Origin of the sequence: Saccharopolyspora gloriosae, from assembly GCF_014203325.1 — a bacterium.
Classification (GTDB): Bacteria; Actinomycetota; Actinomycetes; order Mycobacteriales; family Pseudonocardiaceae; genus Saccharopolyspora_C; species Saccharopolyspora_C gloriosae.
In genome coordinates, this window is record NZ_JACHIV010000001.1 from 3,724,471 (window position 1) to 3,742,623 (window position 18,153).

19 protein-coding genes are annotated in these 18,153 nt (G+C 71.4%); 13 read left to right on the plus strand and 6 right to left on the minus strand.

Features of this window, described 5'->3' with window-relative positions; translation table 11 throughout:
* The first annotated feature begins 4 nt into the window (after positions 1 to 4).
* Complete coding sequence (locus BJ969_RS16495; RefSeq protein WP_184479794.1) at positions 5 to 1,300, plus strand: MFS transporter; 1,296 nt, start codon at positions 5 to 7, stop codon at positions 1,298 to 1,300.
* Positions 1,301 to 1,704: 404 nt separating this feature from the next.
* Here BJ969_RS16495 and BJ969_RS16500 read toward each other — a convergent pair whose 3' ends face one another.
* Complete coding sequence (locus BJ969_RS16500) at positions 1,705 to 2,406, minus strand: GAF and ANTAR domain-containing protein (RefSeq protein ID WP_343071444.1); 702 nt, start codon at positions 2,404 to 2,406, stop codon at positions 1,705 to 1,707.
* Between the two features lie 325 nt (positions 2,407 to 2,731).
* Here BJ969_RS16500 and BJ969_RS16505 point away from each other — a divergent pair, with 325 nt between their 5' ends.
* Positions 2,732 to 3,553: an SAM-dependent methyltransferase gene (locus BJ969_RS16505; RefSeq protein WP_184479795.1), complete on the plus strand. Its 822-nt coding sequence runs from the start codon at positions 2,732 to 2,734 to the stop codon at positions 3,551 to 3,553.
* A 16-nt stretch (positions 3,554 to 3,569) separates the two neighbouring features.
* Here the strand turns inward: BJ969_RS16505 and BJ969_RS16510 are convergent, their stop codons facing one another.
* From BJ969_RS16510 to BJ969_RS16520, 3 genes are all read right to left on the minus strand, one after another.
* Complete coding sequence (locus BJ969_RS16510) at positions 3,570 to 4,094, minus strand: formaldehyde-activating enzyme (RefSeq protein WP_184479796.1); 525 nt, start codon at positions 4,092 to 4,094, stop codon at positions 3,570 to 3,572.
* Between the two features lie 71 nt (positions 4,095 to 4,165).
* Complete coding sequence (locus BJ969_RS16515; protein ID WP_184479797.1) at positions 4,166 to 4,864, minus strand: helix-turn-helix domain-containing protein; 699 nt, start codon at positions 4,862 to 4,864, stop codon at positions 4,166 to 4,168.
* A complete protein-coding gene (locus BJ969_RS16520) occupies positions 4,861 to 5,982 on the minus strand; it encodes a zinc-binding dehydrogenase (RefSeq protein ID WP_184479798.1) in 1,122 nt (373 codons plus the stop codon). Before BJ969_RS16520 ends, BJ969_RS16515 begins: the two co-directional genes overlap by 4 nt.
* A gap of 465 nt (positions 5,983 to 6,447) precedes the next feature.
* Between BJ969_RS16520 and BJ969_RS16525 the strand changes: the two genes are divergently transcribed.
* The 4 genes from BJ969_RS16525 to BJ969_RS16540 all read left to right on the plus strand — a co-directional run bounded on the left by BJ969_RS16525 (position 6,448) and on the right by BJ969_RS16540 (position 10,637).
* Entirely contained in the window at positions 6,448 to 7,224 is a 777-nt protein-coding gene (locus tag BJ969_RS16525; RefSeq protein ID WP_184479799.1) for an SDR family oxidoreductase, read from the plus strand.
* 28 nt (positions 7,225 to 7,252) lie between these two features.
* The gene (locus tag BJ969_RS16530; RefSeq protein ID WP_184479800.1) at positions 7,253 to 8,695 is read left to right on the plus strand and encodes an FAD-binding oxidoreductase; all 1,443 of its coding nucleotides are present in this window, start codon (positions 7,253 to 7,255) and stop codon (positions 8,693 to 8,695) included.
* A gap of 8 nt (positions 8,696 to 8,703) precedes the next feature.
* The gene (locus BJ969_RS16535) at positions 8,704 to 10,125 is read left to right on the plus strand and encodes an FGGY-family carbohydrate kinase (RefSeq protein WP_184479801.1); all 1,422 of its coding nucleotides are present in this window, start codon (positions 8,704 to 8,706) and stop codon (positions 10,123 to 10,125) included.
* A 110-nt stretch (positions 10,126 to 10,235) separates the two neighbouring features.
* The gene (locus BJ969_RS16540; RefSeq protein ID WP_184479802.1) at positions 10,236 to 10,637 is read left to right on the plus strand and encodes a nuclear transport factor 2 family protein; all 402 of its coding nucleotides are present in this window, start codon (positions 10,236 to 10,238) and stop codon (positions 10,635 to 10,637) included.
* A 34-nt stretch (positions 10,638 to 10,671) separates the two neighbouring features.
* Here BJ969_RS16540 and BJ969_RS16545 read toward each other — a convergent pair whose 3' ends face one another.
* Complete coding sequence (locus BJ969_RS16545; protein ID WP_184479803.1) at positions 10,672 to 11,226, minus strand: glycerol-3-phosphate responsive antiterminator; 555 nt, start codon at positions 11,224 to 11,226, stop codon at positions 10,672 to 10,674.
* 232 nt (positions 11,227 to 11,458) lie between these two features.
* Here BJ969_RS16545 and BJ969_RS16550 point away from each other — a divergent pair, with 232 nt between their 5' ends.
* The 6 genes from BJ969_RS16550 (at position 11,459) to BJ969_RS16575 (ending at position 16,826) form a co-directional block, all read left to right on the plus strand.
* A complete protein-coding gene (locus BJ969_RS16550) occupies positions 11,459 to 12,469 on the plus strand; it encodes an LLM class flavin-dependent oxidoreductase (RefSeq protein WP_221316535.1) in 1,011 nt (336 codons plus the stop codon).
* Positions 12,470 to 12,566: 97 nt separating this feature from the next.
* Positions 12,567 to 13,460, plus strand: a complete 894-nt coding sequence (locus tag BJ969_RS16555) for an LLM class F420-dependent oxidoreductase (RefSeq protein ID WP_184479804.1) — start codon at positions 12,567 to 12,569, stop codon at positions 13,458 to 13,460.
* A 93-nt stretch (positions 13,461 to 13,553) separates the two neighbouring features.
* Entirely contained in the window at positions 13,554 to 13,847 is a 294-nt protein-coding gene (locus BJ969_RS30175) for a hypothetical protein (RefSeq protein ID WP_184479805.1), read from the plus strand.
* Complete coding sequence (locus BJ969_RS16565) at positions 13,837 to 15,090, plus strand: cupin domain-containing protein (RefSeq protein WP_343071445.1); 1,254 nt, start codon at positions 13,837 to 13,839, stop codon at positions 15,088 to 15,090. The genes BJ969_RS30175 and BJ969_RS16565 overlap by 11 nt, the downstream gene beginning before the upstream one ends.
* Positions 15,087 to 15,986 carry a sucrase ferredoxin gene (locus BJ969_RS16570; protein WP_343071446.1) on the plus strand — a complete coding sequence of 300 codons (900 nt, stop codon included), beginning with the start codon at positions 15,087 to 15,089 and terminating at the stop codon, positions 15,984 to 15,986. The genes BJ969_RS16565 and BJ969_RS16570 overlap by 4 nt, the downstream gene beginning before the upstream one ends.
* A gap of 291 nt (positions 15,987 to 16,277) precedes the next feature.
* Positions 16,278 to 16,826: a snapalysin family zinc-dependent metalloprotease gene (locus BJ969_RS16575; RefSeq protein ID WP_246456903.1), complete on the plus strand. Its 549-nt coding sequence runs from the start codon at positions 16,278 to 16,280 to the stop codon at positions 16,824 to 16,826.
* Positions 16,827 to 16,990: 164 nt separating this feature from the next.
* Here BJ969_RS16575 and map read toward each other — a convergent pair whose 3' ends face one another.
* Positions 16,991 to 17,770, minus strand: coding sequence for a type I methionyl aminopeptidase (gene map, locus BJ969_RS16580; protein ID WP_184479806.1), 780 nt, complete (start codon positions 17,768 to 17,770; stop codon positions 16,991 to 16,993).
* 168 nt (positions 17,771 to 17,938) lie between these two features.
* Between map and BJ969_RS16585 the strand changes: the two genes are divergently transcribed.
* Positions 17,939 to 18,136: a hypothetical protein gene (locus BJ969_RS16585; protein WP_184479807.1), complete on the plus strand. Its 198-nt coding sequence runs from the start codon at positions 17,939 to 17,941 to the stop codon at positions 18,134 to 18,136.
* Positions 18,137 to 18,153 lie beyond the last annotated feature (17 nt).

Below are 18,153 nucleotides of genomic sequence, written 5' to 3' on the forward strand. Positions count from 1 at the left end.
CGACATGACCGACACCGCAACGACCGCTCGCTCCGCTTCCCGCGCCCGCGTGCTCATCGCGGTGCTGCTGTTCGGCACCGTCGTGATCAACTACCTGGACCGCTCGAACCTCTCGATCGCGCTGCCCGCCATCGCCGAGGAGATGGACCTGTCGAAGGCCCAGCAGGGCCTGCTGCTCTCGGCGTTCGGCTGGACCTACGCGGCGATGCAGCTGCCCGGCGGCTGGCTCGTGGACCGGATCCGGCCGCGCGTGCTCTACCCGCTGTGCCTGGTGCTGTGGTCGCTGGCGACGGTGTTCATGGGCATGGTCGGCGGTTTCGTCGCGCTGATCGTCTTACGGCTGCTGGTCGGCGCCTGCGAAGCCCCCGCCTACCCGATCAACAGCCGGGTCGCCACGGTGTGGTTCCCGGAGCGGGAACGCGCGACCGCGATCGGCTTCTACACGTCCGGCCAGTTCATCGGCCTCGCGATGCTGACTCCGGTGCTGTCGTGGTTGCAGGCCGCGGTGTCCTGGCACTGGGTCTTCATCCTCACCGGCCTGGTCGGGATCGTCTGGGGCGCCGTCTGGTACCTCGCCTACCGGGAACCGCGCGAGTCGCGGGCCAACGCCGCCGAGATCGAGCTGATCAGCTCCGGCGGCGGGCTGGTCGACCTCGTCGACGAGCAGCCCAAACGCGCCCGGATCACCCGCGGCGACCTCGCCACCGTGCTCGGGCGGCGGAAGCTGTGGGGCATCTACCTGGGCCAGTTCTGCCTGACCTCGACGCTGTGGTTCTTCCTCACCTGGTTCCCGACCTACCTGGTGGAGTACCGCGGCATGGACTACATCGAGTCCGGTTTCCTCGCCGCGCTGCCGTTCGTGGCCGCGCTGATCGGAGTGCTGACCTCGGGCGTCGTCTCGGACTTCCTGCTGCGCCGGGGAACGTCGCTCGGCCTGGCGCGCAAGGCGCCCATCGTCGTCGGCCTGCTGCTGAGCACGCTGATGGTGGGCGCGAGCTTCACCGACTCGACGGCCCTGGTGATCGTGTTCCTGTCGGTGGCGTTCTTCGGCAACGGCCTCGCCTCCATCACCTGGTCGCTCGTGTCGGCGCTGGCACCGGAACGGCTGCTCGGGCTCACCGGCGGCATGTTCAACTTCATCGGCAACCTGTCGTCGATCGCGACGCCGATCGTGATCGGGTTCCTGGTCACCGACGTCAGCTTCACCCCGGCCTTCGCCTACATGACCGCGGTCACCCTGCTCGGAATCCTGTCCTACGTCGTACTGGTCGGCCGAGTCGAACGCGTCACCGAGCGGTGACGAAGCCGGATCAAGCCGTCCCCTAGGAGGAATCCCAGTCGACGCCGAATCCGCTCGCCACGCTCACGAACTGAAATCCCGGTATATCAGGAGATCCGTGATCACCGGAGTTCGCACGCGGACCGTCCACAGGAGACTCTGCTCGGTGAACACGTTGGTGCGCCGAGGCAATCGCGCCCGGACGGGATCGCGGCGAGCGGTTCCTGCGGTCGAACGCCGCCGCGAGGCTGATCGCATTCGGAGGCCGTGGCGGATGAGCAACGTCGGCTGCATGACTGCAGACGGACTGGTCCCGCGACCCGCCGGGGGTCGACCCGCTGCGGATCGCGCTGGAGCAGCGGCCAGAGCATGACCCGGCCACTTCGCGGTGATCACCCGGCTGAGCGCGGTCCACGGCGAGCCTGCTAGCGCTCTCCGGGGACCTCGCCGGTGCGGGTGATCTGCTCGGCGATCTCGCGCAGTTTGACGTTGCGGTGCTGCGAGCCGGTCTTCAACACCTCGAAGGCCTGGTCCTCGCCGACCTTGTAGCGCTCCATCACGATGCCGAGCGCTTCCCCGATGACCTGCCGGGTGGTGATGGACGAGTGCAGTTGCGCCCCGAGCCGCGCCGAGGACATCGCGACCGCGGCGTGCGAAGCCACCAGCCAGCCCGTCAGTTCGGCCCGCTCGATGAAGGCGCCGGGACGCGAGGAGTACAGGTCGAGCGCTCCGAACTCGTCGGCGTCGGTGTAGAGCAGGAAGCCCATCATGCTGCCGATGCCGAGGTCGCGGGCCCGCGGGCCGTAGCGCGGCCAGCGCTGCTGGGTGTCGTTGAGGTCGGCGATGCGGTACACCTGCTCGCTGTTGGCGGCCGCGTCGAAGCACGGGCCTTCGCGCAGCTCGGCCTGGATGCGATCCGAGCGGCGCACCAGGTCGTCGCTGACGGCCAGCGTCTCGACCTTCCCCTTCTGCAGCAGCAGGATGCCCGCGTGCTCGCAACCGTCGACGAGGTCGATCGCGTGCTCGACGATGCGGTCCAGGGTGCGCTGCACGGTGTCCTGGGCCAGCAGGTCCCGCGACATCTCGGCCATCGTGACCGCGAGGTTCGACTCGGAGCCGCCCTGCACGTCCGGCCTCCTTCCTCGTTGACGATCTACCCGGAGGACACCGTTCTACCGGTTGTGGGCGGAACCCGACACCCGTGCGCGCATCGGAGCGTAGGGAATCCGCGGACCGCCCCGCCACCCGGCGCTCGCGGGTGCGGTCGACGTCCGGGCCGCTCCCCCGAAGTCTTCGCGGCCGAGCGCGCGCGGCGCCCGCAGGTCCCGGCTCCGACCGCGCGCACCGGCTCGACGCCGATCAGAACCGCGGCCGTGCCGCGTAACGGGCGGCATCGGGTGGCCCGGTATGTTCACGCGTGGTGCCGGAGCGACAGCGGTGGGGAGCAGCGCGATGAGTGCGGAACGGACGGCGAAGCCGGAGATCGACCAGTCGACGGCGAGCATCGCGCGGGTGTACGACGTCTTCCTCGGCGGCAAGGACAACTACGAGGTGGACCAGGCCGTCGCCGGTGCGGTGATCGACCGGATCCCGCAGACGCTGGCCTTCGCCCAGGAGCACCGGGCGTGGCTGATCCGGGCGGTGCGATTCCTCGCGAAGGCGGGCATCGACCAGTTCCTGGACTGCGGTTCGGGGCTGCCCACGCAGGAGAACACCCACGAGGCGGCGCAGCGGTTCAACCGCGACTCCACAGTGGTCTACGTGGACAACGACCCGATCGTCGCGGCGCACGGGCGCGCCCTGCTGGAGGAGAACGACCGCACCCACTTCGTCGACGGCGACCTGACCCGACCGGCCGAGCTGCTCGCCGACCCGCGGATCGCGAGGCGCCTCGACCTGCGCAAGCCGCTGGCGCTGATCCAGTGCTCGACCATCCACCACGTCACCGACGAGCAGCGCCCGCACGAGATCATGCGCGACTACGTCGACGCGCTGCCCTCCGGTTCCTACCTGGCGCTGACGCACTGGCACGATCCCGCCGACGGCGGCGAAGGCAGCGGCATCGCCCGCTACATCTCCGAGACTTTCCGCGCCAGCTCCATGGGGTCGGCCAACTTCCGCTCCCGCGAGGAGATCGAGCGGCTGTTCACCGGGCTGGAGTTCGTCGAGCCCGGCTTGACGCTGCTGCGCGACTGGTGGCCGGACGGCCCGCACCTCGCACCGGCGCAACCGGTCGACGAGATCGTGCTCGCCGGAGTCGCCCGCAAGCCGTGACGGGCCACCGGGCCGATCACCCCGGGTCGCCGCCGTAGAACGGGTGGGTGAGCCCGTCGCGTTCGCCGACGAGCCGTTCGACCGCGGCCGGGTCCCGGCCGGTGGTGGCCTCGCCGACGGCGTTGCGGGTGGCCTCCCTGCTGGAGCGCTTCGCGGCCGTCTCGTCCGCGGCGTCCGGGTCGAGCCAGATCGAGACGAACACCAGCGTTTCCTGGTCCGCCACCAGGGTTCCCGCTGCGACCACGTCGAGCACTCCCTGCGCGATGCCCACCTGGCAGGCCCCCGCGATGAGGCCTGGGTCGGCGCGGGCCTTGTTCATCATCAGCGTCGGCGGGTGCACCGTCTCGTAGGACGGCTGGTCCGGGCCCACCGACACCAGGATCGGGGTGAAGCCCTCGGCCGGGGCCGTGTAGGTGGTCATCATCGCCGCAGCCGTCGGGCTGCCCCGGTCGGCCAGCACGACGTTCACGTGGCAGCCGTGGGGTTTTCCGCCACCCCAGCCCTGCGCGATGCGGCCGTCCAGTCGGCGGGTCGTGTTCATGCGCTCTCCTCGTGCCGGTTTCTCGCGCCGGTGGCGCGGGGTCGTCGTGTCGCGGTGAGCTCGCGGCGGCCTCACAACCGCCGGGTCATCTCGGCGGCGCCACCCACGAGCTCGTCCGCGCGTTCGTGCGGAGCGTCGCCCGCCGTGCACGCGCTGATCGCGGCCAGCCCGCGCCCGCGGCGGCCGAGCACCGGCGCGGCGAGGCACCACCCGTGGCCCGCGCGCCGCTCCACCGCGTAGCCCCGCACGCGGATCTCGGCCAGCTGCGCGCGCAACGTCTCCGCCTCGGTGCCGTGGTGCGGGGCGAGCGCCGCCGCGCGCTCGTCCGCGCCGCCGAAGGCGAGCAGCGCCCTGCCGGTCGCCGACGCGTGCGCGGGCGACCGGCGGGTCCGGGCGGGCTCGCCGACCTGCGCGATGAAGGTGACGTCGGTACCGGTGAGCACGCCGAGCCGCACCGGCTCGCCGAGTCCGCCGCGCAGCCGCTCGGCGAGCGAGTGGAACGCCCCGAGCAGCCCCGTGTCCTCCGCGGTCCGGGAGTACGCGGCCATCCCGGGCCCGATCCGGTAGGTGCCGGCTCCGGCCCGGTGCACCACCGCGCCGACGTCCACCAAGGTCCGCAGCAGCCGGTGCGCGGTGGTCTTCGGCAGGTCCACGCGGTGCAGGATCTCGTTGAGCCGCAGTCCTTCCGGCGATTCGCCGAGCACGTCGAGCACTTCGAAGGCCTGGCGCACCGCGGGCGAACGCGGGCCGGGCGCGGATGCCCCGCTCACCAGGCGAGGGCCTCGTCGAGCACCACGACGCCGCGCCGGAGCTCCCCGGCGAGCATGTCGTCGAAGGTGTCGTTGATGCGTTCCAGCGGATACGTCCGGGAGATCAGCTTGTCCACCGGAAGCCGCCCGGCCGCGAACAGGTTCAACAACGCGGGGATGTCCTGGCCCGGACGGCTCGACCCGTAGAGGCTGCCGGTGAGGTACTTCTCCTCGCGCACGAACCGCGCGCCCGGCACCGCCGCGTAGGCGTCCGGGCCGGGGACGCCGACGCAGACGATGGTGCCCCCGGTCGCGGTCGCGTCGAACGCCTCCCCCAGCACGCCTTCGCCGCCGACCGCATCGATGGACACGTCCGCGCCGAGCCCGTCGGTCATCGCGCGCACCGTCTCCACGACCGGCCGTTCGCTCGGGTCGATCACGTGGGTGGCGCCGAACGCGGTCGCACCGTCGCGCTTGTCCGCCTTCGGGTCGACCACGATGACCCGCAGCGCACCGGAGTTGCAGGCCGCCATCACCGCGCTCAGCCCCACCCCGCCCGCGCCGTAGATCAACACCGAGCTGCCGGGTGCGACCTTCGCTCGGTTCACCACAGAGCCGTACCCGGTGAGCACCCCGCAGCCGACCAGCGCGGCCACCGCCAGCGGCACGTCGTCGCGGATCCGCACCGCGCTGGCCGCGGGCACCACCGCGTGGTCGGCGAACGTGGACAGGAACGAGTAGTGGTGCACGTCGCGGCCCTCGTCGCGCATCCGGACGCCGCCGTCCATCAGCGTTCCGCCGAGCAGCGCGGGCGCGCTGACCGCGCACAGCACCGGCCGCCCTCCCTCGCAGTGCCGGCAACGCCCGCAGCTGGGCATCCAGGACAGCGCGACGTGGTCGCCGGCCGCGACGTGGCCGACCTCGGAACCGGTGGCCACCACCACCCCCGCGCCTTCGTGACCGAGCACGACCGGCAGCGGCGAGGGAATCCGCCCTGCTCGGGTGTGGGCGTCGCTGGCGCAGACGCCGGTGGCGGCGATCCGCACCAGGACCTCCTGCGGGCCCGGTTCGTCGAGCTCCAGTTCACGGAGCCGCAGTGGGTCGCCGTACTGCTCCAGCACGGCAGCGTTTACGCGCATGACCGCTCGCTTTCGGGTCGAGGGGACGACGGCGCGCAGGGGTGGGGAAAGGCCCGGCGGCCGTCGGAGCACGAGGGGGATCGTCCGGAGGAGAAGGAGTGATTCGTTCCAGATTTGGAACGGATTCCGGCGTGACGCCGGAAGTTTGCGAGGGGCGCCGTGGGAGTGTCAAGAGCGCTCCGGCGAATCGCCCGGAAGGCCGCCGAATCACCCGGAAGGCACAGCGCCGGGCGCCGCGCTTGACAGGCGACGAACGCGCTGGTTAGCGTGGCGGCACGCCGCTGAGGCGTCCCCCAACTTCAGATGTGCCCGCAGTTCCTGCGGGCGGTTGCTAGAGACCTAGAGAACAGCGACCCGTGCTCACGCCGGGGACTGTTCTCTTTTTTTGCGCTCGGAGCCCGGTTTTCCACCGGACTCCGGAATCGTCGTGCCCGAATTCGCCCGGGAACAGCGGAAAGGAAGCGGATGGACGTTCGAGAATTCTCGCTGGACGCGTTCTCCCTCGCCGGCAAGAACGCCGTCATCACGGGCGGCAACACCGGTTTGGGGCAGGCGTTCACGCTGGCGCTGGCGAAGGCGGGCGCCGACGTGTTCGTGCCCAGCGTGCTCGACGACGGCGGCGCCACGCGGGAACTGGTGGAGGCCACCGGGCGCCGGATGGAGTTCCTGCCCACCGACCTCACCGCGGACGGCGGCCCGCGCGCCGCGATCGAGGCCTGCGTCTCGCGGCTCGGCTCGGTGGACGTCCTGGTCAACTCGGCCGGGATCTGCCGCACCGCGCCGGTCGCGGAGTTCGGGCGGGCCGAGTGGGACCCGATGGTGGACATCAACCTCACCGTCCCGTTCGAGCTCAGCCGGGAGGCGGCGCGGTTCATGACCGCGCAGGGCTCCGGCAAGATCATCAACATCGCGTCGCTGTTCTCGTTCCTCGGCGGCCAGTGGTCCCCCGCCTACGCGGCGACCAAGCACGCGATCGTGGGCTTCACCAAGACCTACTGCGACGAGCTCGCCCAGCACGGCATCCAGGTCAACGCGATCGCGCCGGGCTACTTCGCCACCGCCATCACCGAGCAGACGCGGGCAGACCCGGTGGCCAGCCGCCGGGTGCTCGACCACATCCCCGCCGGGCGCTGGGGTGAGGTCGCCGACCTGATGGGCACGACCGTCTTCCTCGCCAGCCGAGCGTCCGACTACGTCAACGGGCAGGTGCTCGCCGTCGACGGCGGCTACCTGACCCGCTGATCAGCACCGAACCGGAACGGAGAAACCCTTGACCGCAACAGCCGCATGGATCGTCGAGCGCCTGCACGACATCGCGGGACCGCAGCGCGTGGTGACCGACGAGCAGGAACTGCGCGAAGCCAGCGTGGACCGCTTCAAGAAGTACACCGCGGTGCACGGCATCTTCGACGGTCCGCTGCCGTGCGCGATCGTCCGCGCCGCCGACACCGCGCAGGTCGCGGCGGTGCTCGCGTTCGCCGACGAGCACCGGATCAACGTGGTCCCGCGCACCGGCCGGACCGGCACCGAGGGCGGGCTGGAGACGGCCGTCGAGGGCACGATCGTGCTCGACGGCTCGGCCATGGACGCGATCCTGCACATCGACCCGCAGAACATGCAGGTCACCGCCCAGTGCGGCGTGCCGCTGCAGGTCCTGGAGGACGCGGTGCGCGAACACGGCCTCACCACCGGCCACTCCCCGCAGTCCAAGCCGCTGGCACAGCTGGGCGGGCTGGTCGCGACCCGGTCGATCGGCCAGTTCTCCACGCTCTACGGCGGAATCGAGGACATGGTGGTCGGTCTGGAGGCCGTGCTCCCGGACGGCAGCACCAGCCGGATCAAGAACGTGCCGCGCCGCGCGGCGGGCCCGGACATCCGCAGCATCGTGATCGGCAACGAAGGCGCGCTGTGCTTCGTCACCGAGGTGACGGTCAAGTTGTTCAAGCACCAGCCCGAGAACAACCGCTTCCACGGCTACCTGCTCGACGACCTGCACACCGGGATCTCGATCCTGCGGGAGGTCATCACGGGCGGTTTCCGGCCGTCGGTGGCGCGGGTCTACTCCGAACAGGACGCCGACCAGCACTTCGCGCACTTCAACGACGGCCGCTGCGTGCTGGTGTTCGTCGCCGAAGGACCCGCGGGCATCGTCGAGGCCACCAGCGCCGAGATCGAGCGCGTCGTCGCGGAGCACCCGAACGCGCCGGTGGATCCGGCGCTGATCGAGTCCTGGTTCGAGAACCTGAACTGGGGGACCGACAAGATCCGCGCCGAGCAGCAGGCGATGCTCGACGAACGCCGCCTCGGCTACACCACGGAGATCTCGGCCGACTGGTCGAGCATCGGCGCCATCTACGACAGCGTCATGCGGCGCGTCCGCGCCGAGTTCCCGCGCTTCGAGGACCTGACGATGCTCGGCGGGCATTCCTCGCACAGCTACCAGACCGGCACGAACATGTACTTCGTCTACGACTACCGGATCAACTGCGAACCGCGCGAGGAGATCGAGCAGTACCACAAGCCGCTGAACGCGATCATCGTCGAGGAGGCGCTGCGCCACGGCGGATCCATGGTGCACCACCACGGCATCGGCAAGTACCGTGCACAGTGGACGGAGCAGGAGCACGGCAGCGCCTACGAGATGCTGGTGCGGCTCAAGGAGTCCTTCGACCCCAACGGAATCATGAACCGCGGCACGATCTTCCCGGCGTGAGGAGTCCCGTGACCCGCTACCTGGTCGGCATCGACAACGGTTCGCAGAGCACGAAGGTCACGATCTTCGACGAGCACGGCACCGTCATCAGCCACGGGCGCCAGGCGCTGCGACCCAGCAGCACGCCGCGCCCCGGTGTGGTCGAGCACCCCGACGACGACCTGTGGGACTCCATCGGCGCCGCGTGCCGCGCGGCGATGGCCGGATTTCCCGGTGCCCCCGAGGAGATCGCCGGGGTCGGGCTGTGCACGATCCGCTTCTGCCGGGCGCTGCTGCGCGCCGACGGGAGCCTCGCGCGGCCGGTGCTGAGCTGGATGGACGAGCGGGTGTCCCGGCCGTACGAGCACGAGGACGAGGCGGTGGCCCGCGTGACCACGTCCTCCGGCTACCTCACGCACCGGCTGACCGGGGAATTCCGCGACACGGCCGCGAACTACCAGGGCGTCTGGCCGATCGACACCGACACCTGGCAGTGGGACTCGTCGGCGCAACGATCGACCGGGATGCCGCTGGACATGCTGTTCGACCTGGTCATGCCGGGCGAGGTGCTGGGCCGGGTCACCCCGGCCGCAGCCGAGCACACCGGCCTGCCAAGCGGGTTGCCGGTGGTCGCCACCGCCAACGACAAGGCCGTGGAAGCGCTGGGGTGCGGCCTGCGCGACCCGGGCACGCTGCTGATCTCGCTCGGCACCTACATCACGAGCATGACGACCGGCGAGCGCAACATCAGCGGCGCGAACGGGTTCTGGACGAACTTCGCCTGCGAACCGCACCGCTACCTCTACGAGAGCGGCGGCATCCGGCGCGGGATGTGGACGGTCAGCTGGCTGCGGGACCTGCTCGGTGACGAAGTCACCGCGCGGGCGCGGGAAGCCGGTCTCGACGTCGAGCGGTTCCTGGACGTCCAGGCCGCGCAGGTCCCGCCGGGCTGCGACGGCCTGATGGCGGTGCTGGACTGGCTCGCGCCCGTCGACGCGCCGCACCGCAAGGGAGCGTTCCTCGGCTTCGACGGGCGACAGGGCAGGTTCCACCTGTACCGCGCCGTGCTCGAAGCCATCGCGCTGACCATGCACGAGCACGCCACGACGATGGCCGCCGAACTCGGCACCCGGTTCGACCGGGTGCTGGTCTCCGGTGGTGGCGCGGGATCCGACGTGATGATGGGCATCGTCGCGGACGTGTTCGGCGTCCCCGCCGCTCGTCCCGCGGTGAACAACGCCGCCGGGCTCGGCGCCGCGCTGATCGCGGGAGTCGGCCTCGGCGTGCACTCCGACGTGGACGAGGCGACGCACGCGATGATCTCGGCCGACACCGGGTTCCGGCCCACGCCCGAGAACACCGAGCTGTACGCGCGCCAAGGCGCGGTGCACCGCGACATCACCCACCACACCGACGAGATCTTCCGCCGCTCCGCAAGGATCTTCGGCTGAGCCCCGAATTCCGCTGCACCCTGCCTCCGGCGCTCGGGGAAGTTCACGGAATACTCGATGCGGAGGCAGGGCGGCGAGCAGGCGCCCCCGTCCCGACGACGAGGGCGAACATGACGATCGAGCAGAACAGGGCATCGGCCCGGCGCCTCGTTGAAGGGCTGTCGACAGGCCGGCTCTCCGATGCCCTCGACGTCCTCGACGACGCGGCCGTGTGGACGGTGATGGCCGACCCGAGCTCGTTCCCGGTCTCCGGGAGCATGTCGAGGGCCGCCTTCATCGAGCACATGGAGCGCTTCCACGCATCGCTGCCCGACGCGATCAGCGTGACGGTGACGAACGTGATCGCGGATGAGGCCGGCGCCGCCGTCGAGGCGGTTTCACGCGCACGGTTGCACAACGGGAAGCACCTCGACCAGGCATATCATTTCGCGTTCGAGTTCAGGGACGCGAAAGTGGTGGCGGCCAGGGAGTACATCGACACGGCCCGTGCTCTCGCCGCGTTCTCCGAGTAACGCCGCGCTCCGCAGAACTCCCGACGTCAGCGGCTCACATGGCCCAGACGTCGGTGTTGGAGGAGGCGATGGCCGCCGCGCCCGCGCCCAGGGCCGCCACGACGTCCTCCTTGTCGCACACCAGGCCCCCGGCGATGATCGGCACGTCGATGTCCGCGCGCAGCCAGCTGATCACCCGCGGTACGCAGCCGGGGAGGATCTCGACGAAATCCGGCTTGGACAGCTCGATCTGCTTCGCCAGGTTGTGGTACGAGAACGAGTCGACGAGGAAGAAGCGGTGCACCGCGTGCACTCCGTGGTTGCGGGCCGCCTTGACGACCACGGCCTTGGAGCTGAGCAGGCCGTCGGCGCGGGTGTTCTCCCGCAGGAAGCGCACGGCGATCTCCTTGCCGACGAGCCCGTCCACCATGTCGACGTTGACCAGGACCGTCTTGCCCGCCTGTTTCAACTCCTCGACCAGGCGGGGAAGGGTGAGGATCGTCCCGAACAGCAGGAAGACCACCGAGCGGTCCGAGCGCAGCACGGCCCGCAGCCCCGCCTCGTCCTTGACGCTCGCGATCACCGGATCGTCGCGCAGAAGTTCGTGCATGGTGCCCGAATCATGCCACGGCGGCGGAACTCCGAGCACCGCGCCCGCGATGAGGAATACCACTCCCGCGAGCCGCTGACCACGCGGAACGCACCACCGGGACCGGCGCGCCGCCGCCCGGGAGCACTCGCGTCCCGCCGGTTGGGACGCCCGCCGCCGCGGGACTACCGGTGCGCACCGTCGCGTTGAGAACCGTGACCGGAGCGACTGGACGGAGGACCCCGTGTCCGAGCTGGTGACACCCCTGCGAAAGCTGGGATTCCTGACGATCGGGCTGTTCGACGGCGACGACCCCCGTCCGGGCCACGAGTCGACGCTGGAGATCGTGGAGCTGGGCGAGCGGCTGGGGTTCGACTCGGCGTGGCTGCGCCACCGGCACCTGCAGTACGGCATCTCCTCGCCCACCGCGGTGCTCGCCGCGCTCACCCAGCGCACCAGCCGGATCGAACTGGGCACCGCGGTGATCCCGCTGGGCTGGGAGAACCCGCTGCGGCTGGCCGAGGACCTGGCGACGGTGGACGTGCTCTCCGGCGGGCGGCTCAACCCGGGTGTGAGCACCGGGCCCCCGATGCACTTCGACCGGGTCCGCTCGGCGCTGTACCCGGACACCGCCGAGCAGGAGGACCTCGGTTACGGCCGGGCCGAGCGGTTCATCGACTTCGTGCGCGGAGCCCCCGCCTCGGAATTCCGCGGCACCGAGGGCATCGAGGTGTTCTCCGACCGCGTGCAGCCGCACTCGCCCGGCCTGGCCGACCGCCTCTGGTACGGCGGCGGCAGCCTCCGCTCAGCGGCCTGGGCCGGACGTCAGGGACTGAACCTGCTGGTCAGCAGCGTGGTCAAGGCCGAACGCTCCGAGGACTTCGAACAGATCCAGCTCGGGCTGATCGAGGAGTTCCGCGCCCACCACCCCGCCGGGCAGCACGCCCGGGTCTCGCAGGGGCTGGTGGTGATCCCGACCGACAGCGCCACTCCCGCGCAGCGCGCCAAGTACGCCGCCTACGCGGCGGACCGGTTGCCGCGCACCACGACTCCGCACGGCCCGGCACGGCTGGTGTACTCACCCGACCTGGTGGGCGACTCCGCCCAGCTCGCCGAACGGCTGTCCGCGCACGCGGGATTCCGCGCGGTGGACGAAGTCGCGTTCGCGCTGCCGTTCCACTTCGACCACGACGACTACGTCCAGATCCTCACCGACATGGCCACGAAGCTGGGCCCGGCCCTGGGCTGGCGCCCGGCGCGGTGACGACCCTGGACGGCCTCCGGCTCCGGGGGGAGGAGACGGTCCCAGACGGCAAATTTGATCACGCGGGTTTCCGGCGGACGCCGGTAGCCTCGGCGGTATGAGCAAAATCAACTTCCGGTCCCGCGTCGGTGTGTGGTGGACCAGCGATCTGTGGCCGATCAACGACGTCATCGCCCGTGCCCGCGAGATCGAGCAGCTCGGGTACGCGTCGCTGTTCTACGGCGAAGCCGGCGGCAAGGAGACCTTCACGCAGGCCGCCGCGCTGTTGGGAGGCACCGAGCGGCTCGTCGTCGGCACCGGCATCGCCAACATCCACGCCCGCAGCGCCCCGGCCAGCGAGACCGCCACCCGCACGCTCGGGGCGCTGCATCCGGGCCGGTTCGTGCTCGGGCTGGGGGTCAGCCACGCGCCGCTGGTGGAGCACAGCTACGCGGGCACCTACGCCAAGCCGCTGAGCACCATGCGCGACTACCTGCGGACCATGGACGCCGTCTCGGACAAGATCGAGCCGAACGACCAGCGCCCCGCCCGGCTGCTGGCCGCGCTCGGGCCGAAGATGATCGAGCTCTCCGGGACCGCCGCCGACGGGGCGCACCCGTACCTGGTCACCCCCGAGCAGACCGCGAGCACCCGCGAGCAGCTCGGCCCGGACAAGTGGGTCGTCAGCGAGCAGGCGGTCGCCCTCACCGCCGACCGGGAGACAGGTCTGCGGCGCGCGCACCAGCACCTGCACATGTACTCGCAGCTGCCGAACTACCAGAACTCCTGGCTGCGCCAGGGATTCGACGAATCCGACCTGGTCGTCGGCGGCTCCGACCGGCTGGCCGACGGCATGGTCGCCATGGGCGACGCCGACGCGCTCGCCGCGCACGTTCGGCGGCACCTGGACGCCGGTGCCGACCACGTGCTGGTCCAGGTCCTCGGCGACGACCAATCCGAGGACCCGCTGCCCGTCCTCCGCGAGCTTGCCCCGGCGCTGGGACTGAGCTGACGGTCCCGTTCGGGTCGGCCGGGCATGGTCCGCGCCGGATCGGGGTACGCCAAAGGAACGTTGCTGTGGTCGGTCACAACACGAGGAGGATTCGTGGCACTCGACGACGATGACATCAGGACTTCCGGCGGCGGCGGTGCGGAAGGACCGGCCGACTCCGGCGCGGGACGAGGCACTCCCGGTCAGCACGACGGGGGCGCCGACGGGGGCGCCGACTCCGGGGCCGAAGGACCGGCCGATTCCGGCGCGGGACAAGGCACTCCCGGCCAGCACGACGGCGGCGCCGACGGCAGTGCCGAAGGGCCGGCGGACTCCGGCACCGGCCGCGGCACCCCCGGCCAGCACGACGGCGGAGCCGACGGCGGAGCCGACAGCGGTGCCCGCTGAGCTCAGCGAATCGGCGGAGAGCGCCGCCGCTCCCCCGGCGGCGCTGGCGCGGGTCGTCGGCCCGGACGTGACCGGGTTCGGCGACCGGCACTGGGGACGGGCTCCGCTGCTGGTGCGGGGCGCCGACCCCGACGCCTTCCGCGATGTGCTCGACCTCGACGGGGTCGATGAACTGCTCTCGCGCCGCGGCTTGCGCACGCCGTTCCTGCGGCTCGCACGGGAAGGCTCGGTGGTCGGCTCAGAGTGGTTCACCGGCCCCGGCGGGGTCGGCGCGGAGATCGGCGACCAGGTGCGCGACGACGAGGTGGCCGCGCTCTTCGGCGACGGCACCACGGTCGTGCTGCAGGCGCTGCACCGGACCTGGTCCGGCGTCATCGACTTCACCACGGCGCTCGCCGAGGAGCTCGGGCATCCCGTGCAGGCCAACGCGTACGTGACGCCGCCGTCCTCGCGCGGGTTCGCCGCGCACTACGACGTGCACGACGTGTTCGTGCTCCAGCTCGCCGGGCGCAAGCACTGGACGGTGCACGCTCCCGTGCACGCCGACCCGCTGCGCGATCAGCCGTGGAACGAGCACGCCCGCGCGGTGGCCGACCGCGCCCGCGAAGAACCCGAGATCGACACCGTCCTGGAGCCGGGCGACGCGATGTACCTGCCGCGCGGCTGGCTGCACTCCGCGACCGCGCTCGGCGACGTCTCGGCGCACTTGACGGTGGGCGTGCACGTGCTGACCCGGTTCGCGCTGGTGGAAGCGCTGACGGCGCTCTGCGCGCAGGACCGGGAGCTGCGCTGCTCGCTGCCGCTGGGCATCGACGTGGCCGATCCGGCGCAGCTCGCCCCGCACCTGGACTCGGTGCGCTCGGCGCTGGCCGACGCGCTGCGGGACGTCTCCGCCGACGCCGTGGCGCGCCACGTCCGCGGCGCGGTCTGGTCCGGTGGGCGGCCCGAGCCGGTGCGACCGGTGGCCGGTGCCGCGTTCGCCGAGGGCTTGGCCGCGGGCGACGCCGTGCGGCGGCGCACCGGGCTGCACCACCGGCTGCTGGAGCAGCACGACGAGGTGGTGCTGGAGCTGCCGGACCGACGGCTCTCGTTGCCCGCCGCGACGGCGGTGCCGCTGCGCGCGCTGCTCACCGGCGGCACGGTCCGCGTGGGCGAGCTGCCGGGAGCCGACGAGGCCGACCAGGTGGTGCTGGTGCGCCGGCTGCTGCGGGAGGGCGTGCTAGTACCGGCCGCCACGCCGTGACGGGACCGCCCGCACCGATCTGGCCGCGCTGCTCCTTCGTCGCCCAGGCCGCGGGTGATCCGCTGGAGGGTTCCGCGCCGCCCGCGGACCGCTGGTTCCTGATCGAACATCCCGGACCGTGGGGGCGCGGCGGGCTGACCGATTCGGGCCTCGATCCCGGCGTCGTCGCCGCGCTGTCGCAGTGGGCGACCGCCTGGAGCGCGCGCTTGGTCCTCGTGCGCCGACCGGAACGCGCGGCCCGCAACGGGACGACGCGGCGGTGGTTCCGCGTGGATTCCCGACCCGGCCACGAGTCGATCCGCACCGGCGAGTTCACCGCGGACGCCGAACTTCCGGCCGCCGCGCGCTCCACCGGCGAGATCGCCGAGGGACCGCTGAACCTGGTGTGCGCCCACGGCAGGCACGACACGTGCTGCGCGGTGCGCGGCCGTCCGGTGGCGGCGGCGCTCGCGGCGTCGGCTCCGGGCAGCACCTGGGAGTGCAGTCACGTCGGAGGCTGCCGGTTCGCGCCCGCGGTGGTCCTGCTGCCGCACGGCTACCTCCTCGGCGGCGTCCCGGTGGCCGACGCGGTCGAGGCGGTGCGGCACTACCGCGCGGGGAACCTCGATCCGCGCTGGCTGCGCGGCAGGACCTCGCTGCCGCCCGCGGCGCAGGCCGCGCAGCACCACGCGCGGGCGGTGACCGGGAAAACCGGGATCGACGCGTTGCGCGTGCTCGGACTCGAACCCGACGGGGCCGAGGGCTGGCGCGTGGAACTCGCGGAGCCCGCCTGCACGGTGCTGCTGCGCGAGCGGTGGGTCGACACCGGACGGCCGCTGACCTGCGCGGCGACCGCACCCGGCCGTATGCGCGTGTTCGACCTCGCGGAGCTGCATCGGTCCACGAAGGACACCTGAACCCCCTCCCCGCCCAACCGCGCCACACCCGCTTCAAACCCTCGCAATTTCGCGAGAAGTTGAAACACCACCCACCAGAGATCAGCGGTTATCTTCCCTTTTCGCGGGGCGTTTTCCCGAGCGTCATCCCGGTGACCGGGGTCGATTTCTCCCGAAATTGCGGGGGTCGTGCGCGGGCAGCGCTCGGTGTGGCGGTTATCCGCCAAGGGGCGGGGCCGGGGAGATCGCGGGCCTAGCCTCCGGGCGTGTCCATCTAGGCCATCGGAACACGGCCGAAGCGGAGGAGCCCACATGCCCAGGTTTTCGATGACGACCGCACTCGCGGGTGCGGCGACCGCGGCTCTGCTGGTGGCGGGCGCGCCGCTGGCCGGCGCCGTCCCCGGCGACTACGCCGAACCCCACGTCGTCACCTACGACGCCAGCCAGGCCGAGGAGTTCCAGGCCGCCATCGACGAAGCCGCCGAGGTGTGGAACGGCCAGCTCACCAACGTCAAGCTGGAGAAGGCCACCGGCGGCGAAGCCGACCTCACCGTGCTCGCCGACGACGAATGGCCCCGCGCCCAGACCGAATCCCTCGGCGTCGGCACGGTGTGGATGGGACGTCAGGCCGTCAACGAAGGCCACCACATCCCGCGCATCGCCACCCACGAGATCGGGCACATCTTCGGACTCCCCGACGACCGGACCGGCGTCTGCGAGGACCTGATGTCCGGGGCGAGCGCCGGGACCGACTGCAAGAACAACCTCGCCAACCCCGAGGAGAAGGCCCAGATCGAGGAGAACTTCGCGCAGGGAGCGGAGATCGAGCCCCACCTGTTCACCGAGGCGCCCGCTCGGTGATCCGCTCGGGGACCGAGTAGCGCTCGGACAGCGGAAGCTCAGCGGCCTTCTCACCGCGAGATCGATTTCGCCGTGCACGTCCGGCGCGGCGAAATCGGCGTCCCGAGAAGGCCGCTGAGAACCGCGGTGCCGGTCGCTCGCTCAGCCACTTCGTCGCCGGACCCCTAGTGGTGTTCGCCTTCCCTGCGGGTGAGGACGAGCGGGTCGCCTTCGGTGATGGCGATCGTGTGCTCGGAGTGGGCGGTGCGGGAGCCGTCGGCCGAGCGGATGGTCCAGCCGTCGGGGTCGTAGACGATCTGGTCGGTGGTGGCGGCGAACCACGGTTCCAGCGCGAGGGTCAGGCCCCGCCGGAGCTTCAGGCCGCGCCCCGCCTTGCCCTTGTTCGACACGTGCGGTTCGCCGTGCATCGTGCGGCCGATGCCGTGCCCGCCGAACTCGGTGTTGACCGGGTACCCGTAGTCGCGGGCCACCGCCCAGATCGCCGCCGAGATGTCGCCCAGGCGCTTGCCCGGACGGGCCACCGCGATCGCCGCCTCCAGCGCCTCCTCGGTGGCGCGGATGATCCGCAGGTCCTCCTCGGCGGGCGTGCCGACGATGATCGTGCGCGCCGAGTCGGCCACCCAGCCGTCGATGCCGAGCGCGAGGTCAGCGGTGAGCACGTCCCCGTCGCGCAAGGTGTAGTCGTGCGGCAGCCCGTGCAGGACGGCGTCGTTGACGGCGAGGCAGATGACGTTGCGGAACGGTCCCCTGCCGAAGGACGGCGAGTAGTCCCAGTAGCACGACTCCGCGCCGCGCCGTTCGATCATGCCGCGCGCGTGGTGCTCCAGGTCCATCAGGTTGACGCCAACGTCGGCGATGCGGCCCACCTCGGAGAGCACCTCGGCGACGAAGCGCCCGGCCACGTGCATGCGTTCGATCTCCGCAGCCGTCTTCAGTTCGATCACGAGTACCTCAAGCCCTCCGGGTCGGTATAGTTATACCGACACCGTAGCAGGGTTCCGGTATAGAAATACCCTCCACCTGTTCGCCCGAAGTGACGTGGTGGCGCCGGTGTCACCGTTAAGCTCGGGCGGTCGTCGGAGCGGGAGGCGCACGTGCGAGGTGATCGACTGGTGACCATCGGCCGGGGCGCGAGCGACGTGGAACGGTTCTGGATCTCCGTGGCGCTCGTCGTGGTCGCGCTGCTGTGGAGCACGCGCGAGATGGCTCCGTGGGCGGTGGCGGTGAGCTGGGCCGGCGTGGCGGCCGGCGCGGCGGGCGCACTGCACTTCGGCCTGCGCTACGCGCGTTCGCGCGGCGCTCGGCGCTAGAGCGCGTCCGCGAATCG

Bases quoted from the DNA above. Each gene is read 5' to 3' on its own strand.
- BJ969_RS16495 (WP_184479794.1), top strand. From the start codon at position 5: ATGACCGACACCGCAACGACCGCTCGCTCCGCTTCCCGCGCCCGCGTG.
- BJ969_RS16505 (WP_184479795.1), top strand. From the start codon at position 2,732: ATGAGTGCGGAACGGACGGCGAAGCCGGAGATCGACCAGTCGACGGCG.
- BJ969_RS16510 (WP_184479796.1), bottom strand. From the start codon at position 4,094: ATGAACACGACCCGCCGACTGGACGGCCGCATCGCGCAGGGCTGGGGT.
- BJ969_RS16520 (WP_184479798.1), bottom strand. From the start codon at position 5,982: ATGCGCGTAAACGCTGCCGTGCTGGAGCAGTACGGCGACCCACTGCGG.
- BJ969_RS16525 (WP_184479799.1), top strand. From the start codon at position 6,448: ATGGACGTTCGAGAATTCTCGCTGGACGCGTTCTCCCTCGCCGGCAAG.
- BJ969_RS16540 (WP_184479802.1), top strand. From the start codon at position 10,236: ATGACGATCGAGCAGAACAGGGCATCGGCCCGGCGCCTCGTTGAAGGG.
- BJ969_RS16545 (WP_184479803.1), bottom strand. From the start codon at position 11,226: ATGCACGAACTTCTGCGCGACGATCCGGTGATCGCGAGCGTCAAGGAC.
- BJ969_RS16555 (WP_184479804.1), top strand. From the start codon at position 12,567: ATGAGCAAAATCAACTTCCGGTCCCGCGTCGGTGTGTGGTGGACCAGC.
- BJ969_RS16575 (WP_246456903.1), top strand. From the start codon at position 16,278: ATGCCCAGGTTTTCGATGACGACCGCACTCGCGGGTGCGGCGACCGCG.